Annotated in this window: 23 protein-coding genes; 3 read left to right on the top strand and 20 right to left on the bottom strand. The window is 41.6% G+C overall.

Going from position 1 to position 20,055, the window contains the following annotated elements; translation table 11 throughout:
- Positions 1 to 19 precede the first annotated feature (19 nt).
- Positions 20 to 502, bottom strand: a complete 483-nt coding sequence (locus tag J8M00_RS22230; RefSeq protein WP_211012666.1) for a DUF2947 family protein — start codon at positions 500 to 502, stop codon at positions 20 to 22.
- 87 nt (positions 503 to 589) lie between these two features.
- Here J8M00_RS22230 and J8M00_RS22225 point away from each other — a divergent pair, with 87 nt between their 5' ends.
- The 3 genes from J8M00_RS22225 (at position 590) to J8M00_RS22215 (ending at position 2,894) form a co-directional block, all read left to right on the top strand.
- Positions 590 to 811 (top strand): DUF1653 domain-containing protein, encoded by a 222-nt coding sequence (locus tag J8M00_RS22225; protein WP_211012665.1) that lies wholly within the window; start codon positions 590 to 592, stop codon positions 809 to 811.
- A 65-nt stretch (positions 812 to 876) separates the two neighbouring features.
- Positions 877 to 1,710 carry an AAA family ATPase gene (locus tag J8M00_RS22220; RefSeq protein ID WP_211012664.1) on the top strand — a complete coding sequence of 278 codons (834 nt, stop codon included), beginning with the start codon at positions 877 to 879 and terminating at the stop codon, positions 1,708 to 1,710.
- On the top strand, positions 1,710 to 2,894 hold the full coding sequence (locus tag J8M00_RS22215) for a vWA domain-containing protein (RefSeq protein WP_211012663.1): 1,185 nt from the start codon (positions 1,710 to 1,712) through the stop codon (positions 2,892 to 2,894). The genes J8M00_RS22220 and J8M00_RS22215 overlap by 1 nt, the downstream gene beginning before the upstream one ends.
- Positions 2,895 to 2,968: 74 nt before the next feature.
- On the opposite strand, the gene J8M00_RS22210 is transcribed toward J8M00_RS22215, so the two are convergent.
- The 19 genes from J8M00_RS22210 to J8M00_RS22120 are packed head-to-tail and all read right to left on the bottom strand — an operon-like array spanning position 2,969 to position 19,117.
- Complete coding sequence (locus J8M00_RS22210) at positions 2,969 to 4,192, bottom strand: beta-ketoacyl-ACP synthase (protein ID WP_211012662.1); 1,224 nt, start codon at positions 4,190 to 4,192, stop codon at positions 2,969 to 2,971.
- The gene (gene fabG / locus J8M00_RS22205; protein ID WP_211012661.1) at positions 4,192 to 4,917 is read right to left on the bottom strand and encodes a 3-oxoacyl-ACP reductase FabG; all 726 of its coding nucleotides are present in this window, start codon (positions 4,915 to 4,917) and stop codon (positions 4,192 to 4,194) included. Before fabG ends, J8M00_RS22210 begins: the two co-directional genes overlap by 1 nt.
- Positions 4,917 to 5,369, bottom strand: a complete 453-nt coding sequence (locus tag J8M00_RS22200; protein WP_211012660.1) for a hotdog family protein — start codon at positions 5,367 to 5,369, stop codon at positions 4,917 to 4,919. The genes fabG and J8M00_RS22200 overlap by 1 nt, the downstream gene beginning before the upstream one ends.
- Complete coding sequence (locus J8M00_RS22195) at positions 5,356 to 6,540, bottom strand: beta-ketoacyl-ACP synthase (protein ID WP_211012659.1); 1,185 nt, start codon at positions 6,538 to 6,540, stop codon at positions 5,356 to 5,358. The genes J8M00_RS22200 and J8M00_RS22195 overlap by 14 nt, the downstream gene beginning before the upstream one ends.
- A 12-nt stretch (positions 6,541 to 6,552) precedes the next feature.
- Complete coding sequence (locus J8M00_RS22190; protein WP_211012658.1) at positions 6,553 to 7,128, bottom strand: DUF3261 domain-containing protein; 576 nt, start codon at positions 7,126 to 7,128, stop codon at positions 6,553 to 6,555.
- Positions 7,116 to 8,354: an NAD(P)/FAD-dependent oxidoreductase gene (locus J8M00_RS22185; protein ID WP_211012657.1), complete on the bottom strand. Its 1,239-nt coding sequence runs from the start codon at positions 8,352 to 8,354 to the stop codon at positions 7,116 to 7,118. The genes J8M00_RS22190 and J8M00_RS22185 overlap by 13 nt, the downstream gene beginning before the upstream one ends.
- Positions 8,351 to 10,597 (bottom strand): efflux RND transporter permease subunit, encoded by a 2,247-nt coding sequence (locus J8M00_RS22180; protein ID WP_211012656.1) that lies wholly within the window; start codon positions 10,595 to 10,597, stop codon positions 8,351 to 8,353. Before J8M00_RS22180 ends, J8M00_RS22185 begins: the two co-directional genes overlap by 4 nt.
- Positions 10,598 to 10,619: 22 nt before the next feature.
- Positions 10,620 to 11,174: a LolA family protein gene (locus J8M00_RS22175; protein ID WP_211012655.1), complete on the bottom strand. Its 555-nt coding sequence runs from the start codon at positions 11,172 to 11,174 to the stop codon at positions 10,620 to 10,622.
- The gene (locus J8M00_RS22170; RefSeq protein WP_211012654.1) at positions 11,171 to 11,602 is read right to left on the bottom strand and encodes an acyl-CoA thioesterase; all 432 of its coding nucleotides are present in this window, start codon (positions 11,600 to 11,602) and stop codon (positions 11,171 to 11,173) included. Before J8M00_RS22170 ends, J8M00_RS22175 begins: the two co-directional genes overlap by 4 nt.
- A complete protein-coding gene (locus J8M00_RS22165; protein ID WP_211012653.1) occupies positions 11,592 to 13,136 on the bottom strand; it encodes an HAL/PAL/TAL family ammonia-lyase in 1,545 nt (514 codons plus the stop codon). The genes J8M00_RS22170 and J8M00_RS22165 overlap by 11 nt, the downstream gene beginning before the upstream one ends.
- Positions 13,137 to 14,096, bottom strand: coding sequence for an acyltransferase (locus J8M00_RS22160; RefSeq protein ID WP_211012652.1), 960 nt, complete (start codon positions 14,094 to 14,096; stop codon positions 13,137 to 13,139).
- Between the two features lie 2 nt (positions 14,097 to 14,098).
- Positions 14,099 to 14,842, bottom strand: a complete 744-nt coding sequence (locus J8M00_RS22155; protein ID WP_211012651.1) for a glycosyltransferase family 2 protein — start codon at positions 14,840 to 14,842, stop codon at positions 14,099 to 14,101.
- Positions 14,843 to 15,199: a thioester dehydrase gene (locus tag J8M00_RS22150; protein ID WP_211012650.1), complete on the bottom strand. Its 357-nt coding sequence runs from the start codon at positions 15,197 to 15,199 to the stop codon at positions 14,843 to 14,845.
- Positions 15,192 to 16,556, bottom strand: a complete 1,365-nt coding sequence (locus J8M00_RS22145) for an AMP-binding protein (protein WP_211012649.1) — start codon at positions 16,554 to 16,556, stop codon at positions 15,192 to 15,194. Before J8M00_RS22145 ends, J8M00_RS22150 begins: the two co-directional genes overlap by 8 nt.
- Positions 16,549 to 17,103 (bottom strand): hypothetical protein, encoded by a 555-nt coding sequence (locus J8M00_RS22140; RefSeq protein WP_211012648.1) that lies wholly within the window; start codon positions 17,101 to 17,103, stop codon positions 16,549 to 16,551. Before J8M00_RS22140 ends, J8M00_RS22145 begins: the two co-directional genes overlap by 8 nt.
- A 5-nt stretch (positions 17,104 to 17,108) precedes the next feature.
- A complete protein-coding gene (locus J8M00_RS22135; protein ID WP_211012647.1) occupies positions 17,109 to 17,357 on the bottom strand; it encodes an acyl carrier protein in 249 nt (82 codons plus the stop codon).
- Positions 17,358 to 17,359: 2 nt separating this feature from the next.
- Entirely contained in the window at positions 17,360 to 17,626 is a 267-nt protein-coding gene (locus tag J8M00_RS22130; RefSeq protein WP_211012646.1) for a phosphopantetheine-binding protein, read from the bottom strand.
- Positions 17,619 to 18,383, bottom strand: a complete 765-nt coding sequence (locus J8M00_RS22125) for a lysophospholipid acyltransferase family protein (RefSeq protein WP_247687517.1) — start codon at positions 18,381 to 18,383, stop codon at positions 17,619 to 17,621. The genes J8M00_RS22130 and J8M00_RS22125 overlap by 8 nt, the downstream gene beginning before the upstream one ends.
- Positions 18,384 to 18,391: 8 nt before the next feature.
- Complete coding sequence (locus J8M00_RS22120) at positions 18,392 to 19,117, bottom strand: beta-ketoacyl synthase chain length factor (protein ID WP_211012644.1); 726 nt, start codon at positions 19,115 to 19,117, stop codon at positions 18,392 to 18,394.
- Between the last annotated feature and the right edge of the window lie 938 nt (positions 19,118 to 20,055).

Genomic DNA, 20,055 nt, shown 5'->3' with positions numbered 1-20,055 from the left:
AAAATAACAAGGCGATGATTTAATTTCCTTTAGGTCGCTGCCCAAGCTTTGCTTCACCTGACTCTAAAAACTGTACAGCCGCATCACGTTTTTTACCGAGTAACAAACTGCCATCGACTAAAAACATAAAGTTTTGCCAGCAGCGTTTGAACACTCCAAACTGTGTCTCAATAACATGATCTCTCGACAAGCAAAAATAAACGGTTGTATTGTCTTCCCACTGCAAATATTCTGTGATCTCAGAAGGTAATAGTGGCTCACCTTCCTCCCACTTGCCCTCCCAATCGACAACCTCCTCCCAATTATCTTCTTTACCAGCCCAATCAGTGGGGGTAAAAAAGTCAGGATGATCTTGCTCCCGGCTAACCATTGTGCTCCAAAGAACAGCAGCGCGCTGTGCCGTCATAGGTTTTATTTGGGCCAAATCCAACTCGTCAATCGGGAGGTCCTTATGTCTAAAAACCCATGCTTTCTTGAAATCGCCAAGCGCAATATAATTCATGTATTAAAACCTTATTTCATAGATAAACGAGCATACTCTCTCGCTATTGAATAAGCCAATTATACCCAGTCATATGAGGACTCAACAATGCCTAACCAAGTTAAAAAAGGGATATACCGACATTACAAGGGTAAAGAATACCAAGTGTTGTTTGTTGCAACCCACAGTGAAAGCGAAGAACCCCTTGTGATCTATCAAACTCTATATGGAAACTATGACCACTGGGCAAGGCCACTTAGCATGTTTATTGAAAATGTCATTGTCGATGGCGAAACACAGCCTAGATTTCAATTTGTACGTGAAGAATGAAATTTGATAGTGAAAACAGAAGTGTGGCAAACTGATACCATGATCTCCTCAGACCACAATAAATAATGTTCAAAGGCACAAGTACATATATCGCGACAGCGGCACTACAGCAGGCGGTTAATGCTGCCATTCTTTTGGAGAAACCACTGCTTATCAAAGGTGAACCTGGTACAGGTAAAACTCTGTTAGCAGAAGAGCTAGCACAAAGTTTAGACACCGAATTGATTCAATGGCACATCAAGTCTACAACCAAAGCTCAGCAGGGCCTCTATGAATACGACGCAGTCTCGCGTCTGCGCGATAGCCAATTGGGCGATGAACGTGTTCATGATGTCAATAACTACATCATAAAGGGGAAATTGTGGCAGGCATTTTCGGCAAAAAAACGCCCAGTTCTGCTCATCGATGAAATAGACAAAGCCGACATCGAGTTTCCAAATGACCTCCTGCTCGAACTCGATAAAATGGAGTTTCATGTCTATGAAACACAGCAGCAGGTAAAAGCAGATATTCGACCTATCGTCATCATTACGTCAAATAACGAAAAAGAGCTGCCCGACGCGTTTTTGCGCAGATGCTTCTTCCATTACATCGATTTTCCATCACTTGAAGAAATGAAAGCCATTGTGGATGTCCATTTTCCAAATTTAAAAACAACGTTGTTAAATCAAGCATTGGAAGTATTCTTCAATTTACGAGACATTAGAGGCCTAAAGAAAAAGCCCAGCACCAGTGAGCTATTAGACTGGCTAAAGTTACTCCTTGCTGAAGATATTGACGCAGCAACACTGCATGATAAGACACATCAAGGTGGCCTGATGCCTTTATTTGGCGCTTTGTTGAAAAATGAGCAAGATGTCACCTTAATTGAAAAACTCGCATTTATGAGTAAAAGATAATGCTCATCGAGTTCCTGTTTACTCTGAGACGGCACGGTATTAAAGCAAGCCTAAGAGAGTTGTTAGATTGCTTAGCCGCGCTTGAGAAAGGGCTATGTTTTGGCAGCCTCGATGACTTTTATACACTTAGTAAGGTCATCTTCGTAAAGGACGAAACCTTATTTGATAAGTTCGATCGCGCGTTTGCTGACTACTTCCAAGGTGTAGAGCAAGTAAATATTGCCAATGCACTTCAACAACAAGCCTTGCCCGCAGACTGGTTGAGAAAAGAGTTCGAGAAACACCTTAGCGATGAAGAAAAAGCCAAGCTCAAAGCCTTAGGTGGTTTAGATAAGCTTATGGAAGCACTTAAGAACCGCCTTGAAGAGCAGCAAAAAAGACACGCTGGTGGCAACAAATGGGTCGGTACTGGTGGCACATCTCCATTTGGGGCATACGGATATAACCCCGAAGGAGTTCGTATTGGTCAACATGAGAGCCGCCACCGAAAAGCGGTGAAAGTGTGGGACAAACGACAATACAAAAACCTCGATAAAGACGCAGATCTCAGTACCCGAAATATGAAGCTAGCAATTAAACAACTGAGAAAGTTTGCTCACAGTCATGAGGGGGAGGAGCTTGATTTAAACAATACGATTGAAGCGACAGCAAAACAAGGCGGACTCTTAGATGTTAAGATGGCACCGCAAAGACACAATGCCATCAGCGTTCTCATGTTGTTTGATATTGGCGGTTCGATGGACGATCATATCCAAATTTGCGAACAGCTTTTTAGTGCTGCTCACAGCGAGTTTAAACACTTAGAGTTTTTCTATTTTCACAACTGTGTATATGAGCATGTTTGGAAAGATAATGAACGATTAAACGACTCACTGCTTGACACCTACCAGCTCATTAATAAATTCGGCAAAGATTACCGCTTAATATTTGTAGGTGATGCAACGATGGGCCCGTATGAAATCACCTACCCAGGTGGAAGTGTCGAGCATTGGAATCAAGAGCCTGGCCGTGTTTGGTTGCAACGCCTTACCGACCACTTTGACAAAGTCGCTTGGCTAAACCCGCAGCCAAAAAACTATTGGAATTATTATCAGTCTATTGAGCAAATTGATGGGCTCATGGAGAGAAGGATGTACCCACTGACATTGGAAGGTATTACTCAAGCTGTAAAAACGCTGACATAACAATTGTAGTTTTACATTGGAGAGCCCGTGTATAAATGCGATTGCACGGGCTATACCTGAGAGGTGCTGACTAACTAGGCGTTGTATTTTTTAAAGATCAAAGAAGTATTAATTCCACCAAAAGCAAAATTATTCGACATTACATAATCCATATTTCTTTGCTCACCTTGACCGGTTACATAGTGCAGTGGCGCACACTCTGGATCTACTTCGGTGAGGTTAAGTGTGGGTGCACACCAATTTGAATTAAGCATATTAATACATGCCCACGCTTCTATCGCTCCACACGCTCCTAGAGTATGCCCTAGGTAGCTCTTTAACGAGCTAATTGGCTTTTCACCAAATACTGAAAATGTCGCATGTGACTCTGCAATATCTCCGCGATCTGTTGCTGTACCATGGGCATTCACATAGCTGATCTGTTCTGGTTGTAATTGTGCATCCCGCAAAGCTAAACGCATCGCCTCTTCCATTGTCACCGACGTCGGTTGAGTAATATGCTGACCATCTGAATTAGTACCAAAACCAACTACTTCAGCGAGTATAGTGGCCCCCCTTGCTTTGGCAAACTCTAGCTCTTCAAGAATAAGTGTACCTGCCCCTTCACCTATCACTAAACCGTCTCTGGCTTTGTCAAATGGTCGAGGTGTATTTTCTGGCGCAAGTTTTGTTGAAGTTGCATATAAAGTGTCAAATACAGCGGCACCAGAGACACATAACTCCTCTGCACCACCAGCAATCATAACCTTTTGACGTCCAGACTGTATTGCTTCGTAAGCATAACCAATTCCCTGTGAACCGGATGTACATGCCGAACTTGTTGTCACAACTCGGCCTTTAGCACCAAAGAATACTCCGATATTAACCGCTGTTGTATGTGCCATCATTTGGATATAGCTTGTCGCGGTGATACCTGACATGTCTTTGTTACTCAATAACTTGCCAAATTCAACGGTCGGAGCAGTCGAGCCAGAAGATGAACCATAAGAAACACCTGTGTCGCCATTGGTCAAGCTTTCGTGTTGCAACAACCCAGCTTGTGCCAGCGCCTTTTCTGTGGCAACCGTTGACATCAATGCAACACGGCCCATAGAACGGATCATTTTACGTTTATAGTGTTTTGGCTTTTCAAAGTCTTCAACAGGAGCTGCAACTTGAGTGTTTAATTCAGCAACTTCTGCCCATTCAGGCATCTGCTTAATCGCACTTTGGCCATTTTGCAGATTGGCTTTAAAACTTTCCCAATCTTGACCTAGAGCAGTGATCGCAGACATGCCTGTAACAACAACACGCTTCATTATACCAACCCACCATTTACAGAAATAACTTGACGAGTAATGTAACCAGCTCCATCAGACATCAAAAAGGCCACTGTCGCTGCGACTTCTTTGGGTTGCCCCGCTCTACGCATAGGGATCAGCTTTTTAATTTCATCGATCTCCGCCCCTTCCGTCATATCTGTTTCAATCAACCCTGGAGCAACGCTATTGACGGTTATCTTTCTTTTTGCAAGCTCTAAAGACAGCGCCTTTGTTGCACTAATAACACCGCCTTTTGCAGCACTATAGTTAACCTGTCCTCTATTGCCAGCAATACCCGAAACAGAGGTTACGGTGATAATTCGACCACCTTTTCGCATTTGGATCATTGGCATCAAGACGGGATGAACGACATTATAGAAACCGTCTAGCCCCGTACGGATCACGCTGTCCCAATCATCATCAGTCAATGCAGGAAAAGCACCATCGCGAGTTATGCCTGCATTACAAACAACACCATAGTAAGCACCAAACTCTTCGATATCGTTTAACAACGCTTCTTTGGCGGCTTGACGATCGCACACATCAAATTGCAATACAGTTACATGGCGCCCCAACGCTTCTAGCTCACTTTTGAACGCCTCAGCCATGGCCACGTTGCTACGACAATGTAGTGCAATATCATACCCTTGCTGTGCTAATTCAAATGCGATAGCCTTGCCAATACCTCGGCTAGAGCCCGTAACTAAAATTCTTTTTTGCATTATTGCCCCTTGATAAAACCTTGTGGATCGTCAGGCTGAAAGACATTTACTTTAGCTTCAGCCAACAATTCGTCATTGTACTTAATTTTACAATCAAATACACCAAGACCACTTTCTTCTTTGTGCAATTCCTCTACGCTTATAACGAGGTTTTGAGCGGCTTTGAAGTAAGGGGTGTGCGTCTTATATTTTCTCGAGCCTAATAAAAAGCCAATATCAATGGTGCCACCATTATCCAATGCCTTAGCACCAGCATAAGCCGCGACCATCTGTGCCATGTACTCAATCCCGACGTAACTCGGTACACCTTTTTCAGACATAAACGGGGATTCCGCCGTAACACACACTGTTCCTTGGGCGTGGTTGTCATCGTATGCAGTCAACTCAGTGATAAGTATCATCGGATCGCGATGTGCGATTAGCTGCTCAATGCCATAGCTATTCTTCTTCATTTCTAGTTCCTAGAATAAGGCTGATATTGTTTCCACCAAATGCAAAAGAATTACTCAAACATAGCTTAGGCTTAGTATAATTTGTGGCATTTACCAATGAAATTTGGGGTAAACTCATATCTCTTGGTTTTGTCATTTTATGCATTGGCAAAGGTGTTTGGTGATCATCGAGAAGTAGCCAGCAAAGCCCAGCTTCCAAAGCGCCCGCAGCTCCGAGTGTATGACCGGTAAAACGCTTAGTTGAACTCGCATTAACGTTATCAGCAAACACATCAAACACCGCTTTTGATTCCATCTCATCATTTTTCACAGTACCCGTACCATGCAAGTTTACATAATCTATGTCAGATACATCGCACCCAGCCATCTCTAAAGCTTGCTGCATCGCAGATATAGCTCCAGCCCCGCTGGGATCGGGCGCTGATATATGATAGGCATCGGAGCTTTCACCAACACCAAACAATGCAATTTTGCTCACTTGGTTGGACATGATAAATAACGCTGCCGCTTCTCCAATATTAATCCCGTCACGCTCCTGTGCAAACGGTTCACATAAAGAAGCTGATACCGATTCTAAAGCGTCAAATCCATTCACGGTGAGTCGACACAAAGAATCTACACCACCACATATCACAATATCGGCTAAGTCGCTGTCTAGTAACATATGAGCGGTCATCATTGCTTTTGCACTAGAGCTACATGCTGTTGATATCGCATATACAGGGCCTAAAGCACCTGCAAGGTCTGCAATAAACTGTGCTGGCGCTACAAGCTCTTGGCACTGGTAATCATATTCTTTAGGGAAGCCACCTTGCACTTTAAAATGCAAAGCGGCTTCTTCACCAGTCGCAACGCCTGATGTACTGGTACCTATCACAACAGCGATGCGCTTTTTTTCTACCCCCTGACTTAACGTCAGAAAAGCACTTTCAATTTGAGAATAAGCCAGCTTGGCCAAGGCGTTGTTTCTGGTCTGATAGTGGCTAGGAAATGGCGCCAATGACGGCAACTTGCCTCGCACTTTACCAACATAAACCGGCCTTCCTGAGGTGTGTAATTCAGAGTCTAAGCTCAAATATTCTTGCTCAGGATTTTTCAACGATTGTTTAATTTCACTCTGGCCACAACCCAATGAGCAAACAATACCCAAATCATTTATAAATGAAGTCATAATCTCAACTCATTAGTCTAAGCCGCTAAGCTCTATTTTATAATTGCGTTCTAAATTGACATAGATGGTTTTTTCAGGAGACTTGCTGATTTCAATGATTGGTCGCTCATCTACCAAGACAACTCGCTTTAGTTCGCTGCCTACATATTCTTCGGTAATTCTAGCACCGTGTAGATTTTGTTGAAGCAGCTCAATAGGCCAATGCACCAATTGAATGTCAGCAATGACATATTCTGGTTTCACCTCTGGAAGCTCAATATAACTATGTAGGTGATGTGTGCCATCATCGCGAAAAGTCTGTTCAAAAATAGGCAAACCTGTTGTTGTCATTGCAACCATCGACATTTCCCGCTGTTTAAACTCTAGTTGCACAATCAATTCATTAACCTGATCGTTGACTTTAAACTGCAGTAACTGGGCAAAATGCTTTCCTTGAAGCTCTTTAGCTACAGATCCTAAAGACATGGTTACATGCCCCGTTAAGTGAACTGTACCTTGCTCATGAACCTTAATTAAAGCACATGCACTCACAATTGAGATCATGAGCACTAAGCTAAAACTCTTAACCAATGAGCTTACATGCGACATAAATCCACCAGCACTTTCAAACGGCGCTCACTCTGTGCTACATAAGGATTCTTTTCATCCCAAGCATAGCCCGCCAAAATCGAACAAATCATACTTTTCACAGATGGGTCTTGTTCATCATAAAAAATGATATCTTGAAACTCAGCACTGTACCACGCGGTAACAAATGTCTTAAAGCAATCTACGCCTTTTCGCAGCGGCACTTCGAATTCGTTTTCAAAATCCACATGCTCACCCTCTAAGTGCTTTACAACAAGAGGTGAAATAAGGCTCGCCGACTTTAATGCGATTGTAACGCCAGAAGAAAATACCGGATCCAAAAACTCCCCAGCGTTACCAAGCAACGCATAATTTTTACCGGATAAATGGGTTACATCAGCGCTGTAGCCCTTAATGCTATTCACATCATTAAGCCATTCAGCATTTTTCAGCAAATACGCTAAATTGGGTGCTGAGTATACAAACTTTTTAAGCGTCTCTCGTTCGGACAAGTTTTCACAAAATTGCGCTTCTTTGCCCACTACACCTATACTTGCCGTGCCATCTGAAAAGGGAATTAACCACAACCAAATATCTGGTGAATCTGGATGAACGGTGATTAGAATTTTGTTGCGATCAAATTGTTCACATTGAATGTTGTCTTTGATGTGTGTGAAAAACGACTTTCTTGAGGGAAAACAAGAAGGCCTTTCTAAATCGAGCAAACGCGGCAACACTCTAGCAAAGCCACTTGCATCTAACAAAAACTTGCCTTGTAATTGATACAATTCACCTTGCTCATTGCGTACGTCCAATATTGGCATTTCAGATTCCACATCAACCTTTTCTACTGTGTGGCCGAAACGAATATCAGCGCCAAATTGTGCAGCTCCTTTTGCCAGTAAATGGTCAAAGTCAGCGCGTTTTACTTGATATGTTTCGAACGGCCCTGCACTGAATTTTTTTTCAAAATCAAAGCTGGTATAACTATCTAACTTTTGGAAGGTTGCGCCATCTTTATACTGAAAGCCAAGTTGCTCAGCTGCATCATGGATCAGAGGCTCAAGGCCAGCTTCTTTAAGAAACGACATACATTGAGGCAAAAGGCTTTCGCCGATTGAAAATCGCGGGAAATGTTGTTTTTCTATGATTGTGACTTGATAGCCATTACGCGCCAACATCGCTCCGGCCGCAGCGCCAGCAGGTCCTGCGCCAATAATTATTACGTCTGATACTTCTCGATTCATGCTTTCCTCTTTACAACTAAAGGCGCTACAAAATAAATACTTACAATACCTATCATGATGGTATAGCCAAAACTATAAATGGCTGGTGTTTGACTAAATGACAGCATTCCAAATACGAATACTGATGAAAGGGCTGACAGAGATATTGCCAGCGCTGTACTGCGTTCCTGACCACATTTAAGGTAAAAAATAAAATAATCTATGGCCAACGCAACTAATAAAACCAAGGCTAAGAAATTAAATAAATTCAAGCTCCCCTGAAGCAATAGCGCGCCAGCTAATCCAATTAGACATGATAAGAGTAGCCAAATACCACTCTTGACAGCAGATACGAGATCAAAGCGCACGCATAACACCAATAAGAACACACTTAACGCAATAGCAAACCAAATCAATAAACTATGCCGCATTTCAAATAGCACTCGAGAAAGTTGTTCAGCTTTATCCACTCGAGCAACCTTTGCAAAGTTTTTTAACACAGTATCGATATACTGTGTTTCAGCACCATTGACATAAATCAAACTGGCGTGTTGACCGTTTAATTCGAGGTATTGGCTGGAATATAATTCACTTAGTTCAGACTTTAATAAAACGTCTAGTGTTAAATTTGAAGTTGCGCCGACTTCAATCGGTTGGCCTAACAGCCCAGCTAGAATGTCAAAATCACCACGGCTTAATGCTTCAGTCAACAGTACAAGGTTTTCCTGCTGTCTAGATTTAGAAGGAAGCCAATTGCTCAATGCTTGAACTGAGATGTGTGGCGATTGCGACTTAAGTGCAGCAATCAATTTTTCCTCTTTTTCTAATAACAACTCTAAATTTGAATCCCATAATATTAATCGCTGGCTTTGGGTGCCAAAAAACCACTGCTGATGCATTGCTTCATTTTTTCTCAGTGCTTCACTACTTGCGTTAAGCAGCGCAATATCATCATTAAATACTTGTTTATTGGTCAAGATAAACAAGGTGGACAGTAAACCAAGCAAAGAAATTATTACTGTTGTAGGACGTCTTGCCGAATCTAAAAAAACGCTAACTCGCTCTCCAAGCTGGTTCAAACGAGATTGGCTAGTACACTGAGAAAACAAATAGGGGATGATAAATAACGCACTACATAGTGCACCAACCAATCCAAACGCAATAAATATACCGACTTGTTCTAGTGCTTCCATAGGCAATAGCATAAATGCACAATAACCACTTACAGTAGAAATACACCCTAACTTAACAGCACTACGCACCTTGCTGTAAGCCACGGCGTCTTTTTGATCTGTCGACATCACATGAAAGCTATAGTCTATTGCAATGCCAATTAACGTAATTGAAAAAACCAAGGTGATGACATGCGTACTGTCATACAAAAGTGACAACGCCAATAAACCAAAACACACAGCATTCAATTGAGTTACCAACACAGCTAGCAAAGCGCGAATACTCTTAAAAGACCACAACACGATTAATACAATTAAAAAGGCACTCAACCCGCCCAACCAACGCATTTCTTTGTTTGCCTGATGCATATTTTCTGCGCTGTGAAATGGGATCCCAGAATAGCTAATGGTAAGATTTGGATATACAGACTGAGTATTCGTAAGTGTGTCTTTAACCGCATGCACTAGCTGTGTGACTGCATCCATGCTGTTTAATTCATCTAACGGCAGAGACAGCATTAACACATAATGCTTAGCGTCGTCATTAACGACTAAACGGCCATCTTCAATGGCCAAGCTGTTCGCTTGTTGCATCAAAGCCGCTTGTACAAACGCAGCGGTTGTCAGCGTCGGATCTAAGGGGAAAAATAATGGTGTCAAGGGATCAAATGCATTGTTTAATTTAGCCAGTGCAGCTTCACCCAGCGAACTTCCCCCTTTGAGGGCTTGACGAGCTTCCTGATCTAATAAATAACCATGATAGGAGCCGTACAGTCCTGCGACTGCATCTAGCTCTGGAAAACCGACACTTCTATGCAACCACCCCTTATCCGCATAGTATTTTTGCACCTTATCGTGAGCTGTAAGGGCATCTTCCCCACTAAAGGCGATTATTGCACTATTTTTGTAACGTTGAAAAAATGCATTTTCTGCTTCACTTACAAACTCAATATCCTCATTTGGCAATAGCGAGAGAATATCTGCTTCAAGGTTTACTTTCCCTTGAAGCAATAAATAAATCAGTAGTGACAATGCAACAATTAACTGCGTAAGGCCGAGTGGCAAATACTGTTTTTTTGGCAGATATAACATAGATTACGACAAACTCATTTCGTCATTTTTGAGAAGCAAACTGTAAGTGAATAATTGTCTTGTTATTCTTGCTATCAAAGAGTTCGATTTTATCTATTCCACCCTGACCACATAAAACAACATTATTCAAAGCCATACTCAACGGCTCACTGGTGGGCGTCATTGAAATACAATTACGACGTTTATCAGTGGATAAATTAAAGACCTTTTCCAATTCTTTAAACTTTCCCTGTAAAAGCGCAAATATCAATGTAGACATGTCGCTTCCTTGAGGTGTTGGCTTTTTATCTCCGCGGCTATTTATGGTGTAAAGCATATCATTTTCGTAGAGCACTGCACTTTTTACTGGTGCCAGTGTCTGCCATAACAAACGCTGTTTATTTACATCAAACGTTCCGTGAGACTTTAGAGGGTGCTTCAACACCTTGAAGTACTTCAGCTGCTCAAAAGTGCCCGAAAAAGGCAAACTTGGGGCAACCAGGTTCAACTTATCTGTGGCTTGTTGCGCTGTCAAAACCTGACCAAAAGCGTTCAAGCTAAGTAGCATCGTTAAAATTGTGAGTATTGCTTTAATCACGTATCTATCGCAGCCTTTAATTTATCTACTAATTTCTGTGGCGTACCAAACTGCATTTCCTTTGTCGCCTTATCCACAGCCACTTGTGTTGTTGACCCTTTGGTCAATTTGCTACCAGTCTCAACATCCGTAATTAAATAATTGATTTTGAGCCGAGTCTCATATTCAATCAGCTGAGCAACCACACTGATTTTTTGACCAAAAACACATGCGCCAACAAACTTAGTTTGCATGTCTATAATGGGCCACACATAACCTAGCTTTTCCATGTTGTTATATCCAAAATTGAATTTGTCTAACAACTTGCAACGCGCTATTTCAAAATAACGCGCATAGTTGCCATGCCAAACGACATTCATCGGATCACAGTCGTGAAAAGGAATTTCAATTTCGACACGTGCTTCTAGCAATACCTTTTTATTTCTCATAGAGCTCCCATTTTTGTCCTTGGATCGATGCAATTGTTTCTCTAAGCGTTTGCTCTAATGGCCTGTCTTCGACCAATAAAGGGAATGACGCATCAATGTCATCGAACATCTTTCCTACATTGTCCTCTAAATCTTCACGACTCAACTGCCCCTGAGCAATCCTTAGCCTTACCCCTTGAACTGATGCAAGTAAAGTACTGGCGATTACTTGTTCTGTAAGTTGCAAGACTCTCAGAGCATCTCGTGCTGAGATAGTCCCCATACTCACTTTATCTTGGTTGTGGCACTCTGTTGAACGGGAAAATACACTCGCAGGCATAGTTAGCTTCAGTGCTTCAGCTGTATATGCTGATGCACCAATTTGTACAGCCTTAAACCCATGATTGATATACTTTCGCTCCTCACTACTGGCTGATAAATTGGAAGGCAACCCATTGTTATATCGAGTATCAACCAAAGAAGCTAGCTGTCTATCTGCTAGATCAGCTAAATTAGCCACGGCAGTTTTTAATGAGTCCATCACCATCGCGATGTGGCCACCATAGAAATGACCGCCATGCAAGACGTGTTGGCCTCTGCCATCAATGATTGGATTGTCGTTTGCCGAATTAAGTTCATTTTCTATGGTAGTTTCAAAAAATGGCAGGCTATCTTCTAACACGCCAATTACATGAGGGGCACAGCGAATAGAGTACCTGTCCTGAAGTCGTGGTGAATTTCTAGGATGCTCAACATGACGCAGGTCTGAGCGAATCCGCGCAGCAACCTTTTGTTGCCCTTGATGAGGCTTCACACTAAACAGAATTTCGTCGAAATGATGTGAATTCCCCTGCAAAGCAATGCTTGCCAACGATGTTACTCTTGTCGCAAGCTCGCTCAAATACCTAGCTCGGTCATGAGCAAGGCAAGCAAGGGCCGTCATTACTGCAGTACCATTCATTATGGCCAAACCTTCTTTAGGCCTAAGCGAGATAGGCTTCAAGCCAAGCTCTTGCATCACAACTTTACTATTTTTTACTTCACCTTTATAAAGGACATCCCGCTCTCCAACCAAAGCCCCAGCGATGTATGAAAGCGGAGTCAAATCACCACTTGCACCAACAGAACCTTCCTGAGGAATGCGAGGAGTCACATCTTGATTAATAAATTCGCAAAGCAACTTCAACATAGGCCAATCGACACCAGAAAAGCCTTGAGAAAGAGAAGCCAAACGTGCTGCTAGAATCGCTTTACCTTGCTGTTCATCAAAATAATCTCCCAGCCCACAACCATGAAATCGAGTTAAGTGTAATGGTAGCTCATTCACTAAATCTAACGGAATATCAACCGTAACCGAATCACCATACCCAGTTGTAACGCCATAGATTACACCTTCCTCATCTAGCAAGCTCTCTAAAAAGGCAACTGCAGAGTCAATCTTCTCAGCAAATTGCTCATTGCCGCTCAATGCGACTGCCGATTTGCCTTTGGCAATATCAACTATGTTTTGTATGGTAAGTTTGTTGTTACCAAAAGTGATGGTACTTGTACTCACTTATTTATCCTCTTTAGAGCTGACACGTTGAGCATTATTATCCCGCTGCCAGAAATCGTAAAAATTAAACCATTGGTATGGGTACTTTATAGCGTAGTGCTCAAGCCTTTTTGCATAACAAGCAATTAGCTCAGAAAGCACTTCTTGGCGTTGCTTGCGGGGTAATTTCAATTTGTCAGTAACATGCTCGATACAAACTTTGAAATTACGCCCCTCTTTGAAACAAAACAGCCAATATATTGGACATTCTAGCAACGCAGCCAAAATAAATGGCCCTTGAGAAAAAGGAGCATCCTGCCCTAGAAATGGCGAATAAATCACTCTTCCCGCAACCGACTGACTGGTCCTATCCCCAACAATGACTACTATTTCTCCCTGTTCAACTTTATCTTTTAGGAGCATAGCAGTATCAGGACCGACATCTGATACTTGGATCATATTAAGGTCCACATCATCGGCAACATCTTTGAGCAACTGATTAAACTTAATTGCATGCTGAGTGAATACCAGTACATTTATTTTTGTTCCGTAGCGATCTTGGTTCATCGCTCTACACACTTCTAAATTGCCTAAGTGTGAACCGATAAAAATGGCACCTTTACCGCTTCTTGCAATATTCTCCATCGCCTCTGGGCAGCTATAAATAATTTGCTTGTTGCTAATATTGCCAAGCCAAGCATCTAACTTATCAAAAGCGGCATCTGCAAATGTGCAATAGTGTTTTAATACAGAGAGCTGGCTGTCAGAAATCTTACCCTGCTCTTGGTCCGCAGCTACTTTCGACAAAAACTGTTTGGACGCATTCCTGCCATTTTTATCTGTCAAATAGAAATAAAAAACCACGGGAAATAGGAATAACCAAAGGGGATACTTACCTAGGATTTGATAAACACCTAGTAAAAAGCGCAACCCTAAAAGGGAACCTCTCTCGCCAATTTGAGACCAGTGCTTTTCACTCATAATTAGTTAAAACTTCTTCTAAAAAAACGAGCCACTAGTTCTGGGCTTCTCCATAACATGCCAAAACACAAACGAGTGTGCATCCAAGATATTCTAATATTGTCATCTAACGCTTTGAAATGAGAAATGCCGTTTTCTGGATAGTGAACTTTCGTAGGCACAAATTTAAATGGTGTTTTTTGCCAGTAGAGCTTGACCATAACTTCAATATCAAAATCCATTCTCTTACCTAGTGATGAGCCACTCGCCAATTGGTCGTACGCCGTCAGGGGGTATACTCGATAACCACACATGGTATCTTTCAATTCCTTAGAAAGGGTTTCGACACACACCCAAAAATGAGTGATATAACGAGCATAATAGCGGTGCTTAGGCACTGATTCATCATATACAGGATACCCTGAAATAAGTGCTTCAGGGTTTGCTTTGGATAGAGATAAAAATGTATCTATATCCTGCAAATTGTGCTGACCATCGGCATCAACTTGAAGTGCATGCGAAAACCCTAACTCAATTGCCTTATTTAACCCTGTTTGCACCGCACCACCTTTTCCTTGATTAAAGCGATGATGACATAAGACCACCTTCGGATATTGCTGTGAGATTGTTACGAGTTGAGATTTAATTGATTCTGTACTGGCGTCATTCACAATGATAATAGGCAGAGAGTATTCACTTAACTGACTGATAAGGTCGACAAAACCATGAATATGATTGTAGTTAGGTATAATGAAACAATAACTCACCTAAGCCCCCTCAAAAACAATGCGCCCTGAAGCGTGACTGCCCTTATCAGATTCATACTCAAAAACAACTTTTGTTGGTGATTTTTGTATCAACCGCAGAGTAATAAGGCTATTAGGTACAATGACATTTTGAAACTTTAAGACCTGAACCTCTTCCACTTCAGCAGAAGTCAGTACAAAATGCTCTCGAGCATAATTTACGGCCCAATCGAGTTGTACCACGCCAGCCAAAATTGGCGCGTCGGGAAAATGCCCCTGAAAATAGCTGATATTTTCGGTTACATTCAGTAATAAAGTTACCGTGTCCTCGTCTTTTGTGACGTTAAGCATCTCAGGATGGGTAGTTAGATTATTCAAAAAGCTTCTCCAATGCTGCTGCCGTAGTTTTTCCTTGGTTGTTTATAGGAAACTCTTCCACATACCGCCATTTTTTGGGTATACATATCAATTCAAACTTGTTAGCAAGATGTTGGCGTAAAATCTGGTTTAGCTGGTGCTTCGATTCAAAGGTTGCATTTCCAATGTTCAAAACCACGACGGCTGCTAATGTACTTCGCTTACCTTCAAGTAAAATCACTTTGCTAGACTGTATCCACGCATGTTCCTCTAGAGTGCGTTCCAAAGCACTTAAATTCACGCGCTTTTCTTCTATCTTTACCGTTCGATCGATACGCCCTAGCAACTTAAATTGACCGTTTGAACAAACCTTTACTTTGTCGCCCATTAGTAGAGGCTCAAAGTTTAAATATGGAGAAGAGAGTACTAACTGTTGACTATCAGGATTTACGGATATCGACATCCCTTCAAACAGCGTCCAAACAGAATCGGACACCTGAGTTTGTTGTCGATGCGCAATTCCGCCAGATTCAGTACTTCCATATATCTCTCTTATGGGAAGCTGCATCTGCGAATACAGCTTAGTTGCAATTTCGCTTTTTAACTCACCACCAGAAGAAAATATACAATTGAAGGCATGAGCGTTAGATGCAAGTACATTGTCATTGCATAAGCGTTTTAAAAATGCCGGACTCGAAATCATCGCAAATTGATTTTTTTCAGCCGTTTTTAGCAGGGGTAGTACATGCTCAGGGTATTCCTTTGTGGGGTGAATTTTCACGCCCAATTTCATAGGTAATAGCAACCTAAACAGCAAGCCGTAAATATGATAATGAGGTACAGTGGAAACAAACTCCCTCACTGGTGACAACTCAAATGTCGATGCTAGTATATCTAATTCCAGTTGCAAAGACTGCCAGGCTTTTCTAATTTGCTTACTTTTGCCAGTAGAACCTGACGTAAAAAAGACGATCGTGCCGGTTGTTGGCCAATAAACTTCGTCCTGTTGCTCACCCAGCTCAACTTCGGACATGCCGTCTATCCAAGTCGAGGTTTCCTTAACACCTAAAAATGCACTTCCACATACAACATCCGAAGCTGAAACAGCATCTTCCAGTGTACTGGGTTGTTGATTATTCGGCAGTGCAATTTCACATCCGCGTGCAAGCAATGCAAATAACTTATAGCCAAAGGTATATGGATCACTATCGAATAAAACGGCCTTAGGTGTTGCTCTTATACCTAATTTATTTATTGCTGCGCCCAGCTTTTTACTATAAAGATAACTGTCATGCCAAAAAGACTCAGCTGTTTTAACTTCCCCAGTGTCCAGCACAAAGGAAAACTTAGCGAGTTTAAGATGGGAAAGATCATTCATGGTGTTTTCTGACTTTAATTCTAACCAACCACTCGCCTAAAAACAGCAAGCCCATAGCAATGTACGCAATTAAGCCATTGTATAAAGTCCATACTTCTATGGGGGCTAATAGGGCGGTATACAAAGAAACTAGCATATTAATCACAAAAAAAGCACACCATACCTTGGTTACTTTTTCTGTGTATTGAACACCCTTAGGGGGTAAATCAGGTTCGCGGATCCTCGCCAAGCGTTCAATGATGCAAGGTTTCCATTTCAATGACGCACCAAATACAAACAACATGCAAGCATTAATCACGACTGGGTAAAGCAGCATTCCAACCTGTAAATTCAATACAGATGACAGAACTAAGAAGCTAATCCCGACCCCCAAAATATAATTGAATACTTTCGAGGTCGCTCTACGTTGCAGAACTAACTTTACTGTAAGAACACTTGCCAGAAACAGCGCCAACGCTTGAAAATCAAAGTGCTTCAACCCCTGATAAACAATTATCGGATAACCAAGGGTTACAATCGCGAGAATGATTCCAACAAAAACTTTCAAGTGACTTACTTACTTAATAGCTTTTCCATTTCGTCAATTACGTCATTCACTGTTCTAACTTGCTTGAATGCTTCAGGGTCAATTTTCTTACCCGTCATTTCACGTAATTTCACGACTAAATCGACAGCATCGATGCTGTCTAAATCCAATTCATCGTAAAGATTAGCATCGGGCTTGATTGAGTCCTCTTCAATTTCAAATTCTTCAACCAAAATTTCGCTTAGCTTCTTAAATAAATCTTCTCTAGAACTCATTTTTAACCTTCGGTATTACTCGAAATAAAATCACATAAACTATTAACAGACGCAAAGTGCTGCTTTGTATCTTCACTGTTTGCATCTATCTTAACGCCGAACTGCTTTTTAACGGCTAGTCCAAGTTCAAGCGCATCTATACTATCTAGCCCTAAACCGTCTATGAATAGAGGTTCATCATCAACAATTTCTTCAGGTGTGATATCTTCTAAATCGAGACTATCGATTATTAGCTTCTTTACCACAGCCTTTAAGTTTTCATCAGCCATTTATATTTAACTCCTGTTCATACATATTCCACAGATCTTTAGTCATTGCTCTAGAAGCTACGCTCAGGGAAGTATGATTGTACTTTTTGATACATAACTCTCTATTTAGCTCCGTTAGAGAGAATTTAACTTTCTGTTCTGGGATCTGGTACCACTTTTCTTTTTTAGTTAATGTCGTGGGCGTTACCTGAATTTTTAATAAGGTCAGTGAAGCATTACAACGTAGGGCGATATTTGCAGCACCTCGCTGGAAACTATCGAGTTTGCTATCTTTATTTGTTCTCGTACCTTCAGGGAAGATGATTAGATTGTTGCCCTGTTTAAGAGAGCTCTGACAGTCTGTGATCAACAGCTCTGGCTCACTGTTACTGATATAGCCAGTACCCAATATAACTCTGCGCATAAATGGGTTTTTTAGTAAATGTGCTTTCACTACACAATCTGCATTTGGAACCATAGAGATAAGTACAACAACGTCAATCAATGAAGGATGATTGGCCAAGATGATACTTCCCTCTAAATTTTGTAGTTTCTTTCCGATGTCGGCTTCAACTTTACACAACCCGAATGCCATCATCACTTTTAGGAAAAATTTAAAACCGAGGTGTACGCTATATCTGGCAACTTGCTTGCGTTTTTCTGCATTGCGATAAAGTAATGCCTGAATAGGGAAAACCACAAACGACAGAAAAATACCACCAACCCCAAAAAGAGTAAATGATGCACCAGTCAAAATTAATCGACGTAGGTAACTCATACGTTTAATCATAACTTTTTAACAACCCAGTTTGCTCTTTGGTTTGACAGCACAAGATGTGATTCAGCAGATGTAAACCACTCACAAAACATAAGGCAATGATTAGTATTTTGTTCAGCACTTGTTTCTGCATCTGTTGTATTGTCGAATGACAACCTTACCTTGCCTTCAGCCCTATTTGAATTTGCAGATAGCACCAGTGCAGCTGCATGTCCTTGCTGATTTTCATCAGCAAAACACTGATAGTGATCCGGAAGCGGTTGGTCCACGTAAATAAGAATAACCTTATCCAAACGTTTAGTATGGATCCGTATATATGCTTCTATTAGTGCAGATAAAAAAGTGTCTCTGCCAGCAGAAATAGCCGTTATTGGAATTTTTTTATTTTTAAAAATTGAGTAAAGACCAGATACCGCATTGTGTACTGACAGACTAAAAGCTGTTGGAGATATCTCTTGTTTAGAAGCTAATGTATCGAGCAATTCACTGGTTTTATGAAAATCACCATGCCTACTCGCAAATACCAACTCACACACAGGAGTACCTTGACCTTCATTGCAGTCAAAGGAAGTTTCTTCTAATTGTAACAAACTTCCCATGGCTAATTTGGCATAATGACTTAAACGCCTTTTTTGCATAGGCTTAAGATCACCAAGCAATTGCTTGAGCTCGACAGTCCCTATCGTCGCAGGAGTAAGAAAAAAATAATCGTCGATTGCTAATTCAAACTGCATCTGACGCTCCACTTAAATACTTCATATCTGAACAGCCCCACTGTTCACAAGGCGGGGATAATACATCAAAACCAACAAACATTCTATCAAAAAAAGAACAATCTGCCGCTCAATGTTACATCCATTTACAATCATACAGATTGTGCTTTTTACCCTCTATAAATATGATTTTATTCATATAAATCATCATCAAAACAAGTGGACCGCGCTTTTCAACAGCTGTTGAATTTTCCTTAATATCAAAGCATTTTAAAGTTTCCGCCCTATATATTGCATAAAACACAATAAGAAGATGAACCGGTGTGGACTGGGTAAGTAATTTGCGCAAGGTGAAATGAACTAATTTTACAGTTGCTAAGGCCACCACCCTTTTCGTCACCCTGAACTTGATTCAAGGTCTATGGTGCAGAAGGCTAGCACCAGTGAACGCCGTGAGTAAGACTCTTTCGCCCAAGGTGAAATGAACTGTTTTGACAATTGCTAAGTCTGCCACTCTTAAAGCCTAGCTAACATCAAAACCCATGGGTCCTGAAACGAGTTCAGGATGACATCGTGCAAATTGTAACGACAGTGAGCGAAGCGAGTACGTTCAATTTGCGCAAGGTGAAGTGAGCCGTTTTACCCAATGTGACACGGCACTCAACCTAGTCGTCACCCTGAACTTGATTCAGGGCCTAGAGTGCAAAAGGCTAGCGACAGCGAACGCAGTGAGTACAGTTCTTTTGTATAAGGTGAATAACGTGCAAAAGGCTACCGACTGCGAACGCAGTGAGTACGGTTCTTTTGCGCAAGGTGAAATAAGCTAGTTTAGCTGTTGCTACGGGAGTGCATTTAAAAGGAGTAAAGAATTAACACTGTGAAGGTTGCTTCCTTCACCTTGCGCTAATTCGTCTCTTTATCAATGTGCATGACCTCTACAACTTTCGAGACGATTTAGC

It is taken from the genome of Pseudoalteromonas luteoviolacea (genome assembly GCF_018100925.1).
GTDB classification, from domain to species: Bacteria; Pseudomonadota; Gammaproteobacteria; order Enterobacterales; family Alteromonadaceae; genus Pseudoalteromonas; species Pseudoalteromonas obscura.
The sequence above is the reverse complement of the archived record's forward strand: the minus strand, read 5'-3'. Positions and strand labels throughout refer to the sequence as shown.

Excerpts from the sequence above, each read along its gene's own strand:
- J8M00_RS22120 (WP_211012644.1), bottom strand. The coding sequence starts at position 19,117 with ATGCAGTTTGAATTAGCAATCGACGATTATTTTTTTCTTACTCCTGCG.
- J8M00_RS22185 (WP_211012657.1), bottom strand. The coding sequence starts at position 8,354 with ATGAATCGAGAAGTATCAGACGTAATAATTATTGGCGCAGGACCTGCT.
- J8M00_RS22125 (WP_247687517.1), bottom strand. The coding sequence starts at position 18,383 with ATGAGTTACCTACGTCGATTAATTTTGACTGGTGCATCATTTACTCTT.
- J8M00_RS22230 (WP_211012666.1), bottom strand. The coding sequence starts at position 502 with ATGAATTATATTGCGCTTGGCGATTTCAAGAAAGCATGGGTTTTTAGA.
- J8M00_RS22200 (WP_211012660.1), bottom strand. The coding sequence starts at position 5,369 with ATGAAGAAGAATAGCTATGGCATTGAGCAGCTAATCGCACATCGCGAT.
- fabG (WP_211012661.1), bottom strand. The coding sequence starts at position 4,917 with ATGCAAAAAAGAATTTTAGTTACGGGCTCTAGCCGAGGTATTGGCAAG.
- J8M00_RS22210 (WP_211012662.1), bottom strand. The coding sequence starts at position 4,192 with ATGAAGCGTGTTGTTGTTACAGGCATGTCTGCGATCACTGCTCTAGGT.
- J8M00_RS22180 (WP_211012656.1), bottom strand. The coding sequence starts at position 10,597 with ATGTTATATCTGCCAAAAAAACAGTATTTGCCACTCGGCCTTACGCAG.
- J8M00_RS22190 (WP_211012658.1), bottom strand. The coding sequence starts at position 7,128 with ATGTCGCATGTAAGCTCATTGGTTAAGAGTTTTAGCTTAGTGCTCATG.
- J8M00_RS22220 (WP_211012664.1), top strand. The coding sequence starts at position 877 with ATGTTCAAAGGCACAAGTACATATATCGCGACAGCGGCACTACAGCAG.
- J8M00_RS22130 (WP_211012646.1), bottom strand. The coding sequence starts at position 17,626 with ATGGCTGATGAAAACTTAAAGGCTGTGGTAAAGAAGCTAATAATCGAT.
- J8M00_RS22145 (WP_211012649.1), bottom strand. The coding sequence starts at position 16,556 with ATGAATGATCTTTCCCATCTTAAACTCGCTAAGTTTTCCTTTGTGCTG.
- J8M00_RS22225 (WP_211012665.1), top strand. The coding sequence starts at position 590 with ATGCCTAACCAAGTTAAAAAAGGGATATACCGACATTACAAGGGTAAA.
- J8M00_RS22215 (WP_211012663.1), top strand. The coding sequence starts at position 1,710 with ATGCTCATCGAGTTCCTGTTTACTCTGAGACGGCACGGTATTAAAGCA.
- J8M00_RS22160 (WP_211012652.1), bottom strand. The coding sequence starts at position 14,096 with ATGAGTGAAAAGCACTGGTCTCAAATTGGCGAGAGAGGTTCCCTTTTA.
- J8M00_RS22195 (WP_211012659.1), bottom strand. The coding sequence starts at position 6,540 with ATGACTTCATTTATAAATGATTTGGGTATTGTTTGCTCATTGGGTTGT.
- J8M00_RS22170 (WP_211012654.1), bottom strand. The coding sequence starts at position 11,602 with ATGAGAAATAAAAAGGTATTGCTAGAAGCACGTGTCGAAATTGAAATT.
- J8M00_RS22135 (WP_211012647.1), bottom strand. The coding sequence starts at position 17,357 with ATGAGTTCTAGAGAAGATTTATTTAAGAAGCTAAGCGAAATTTTGGTT.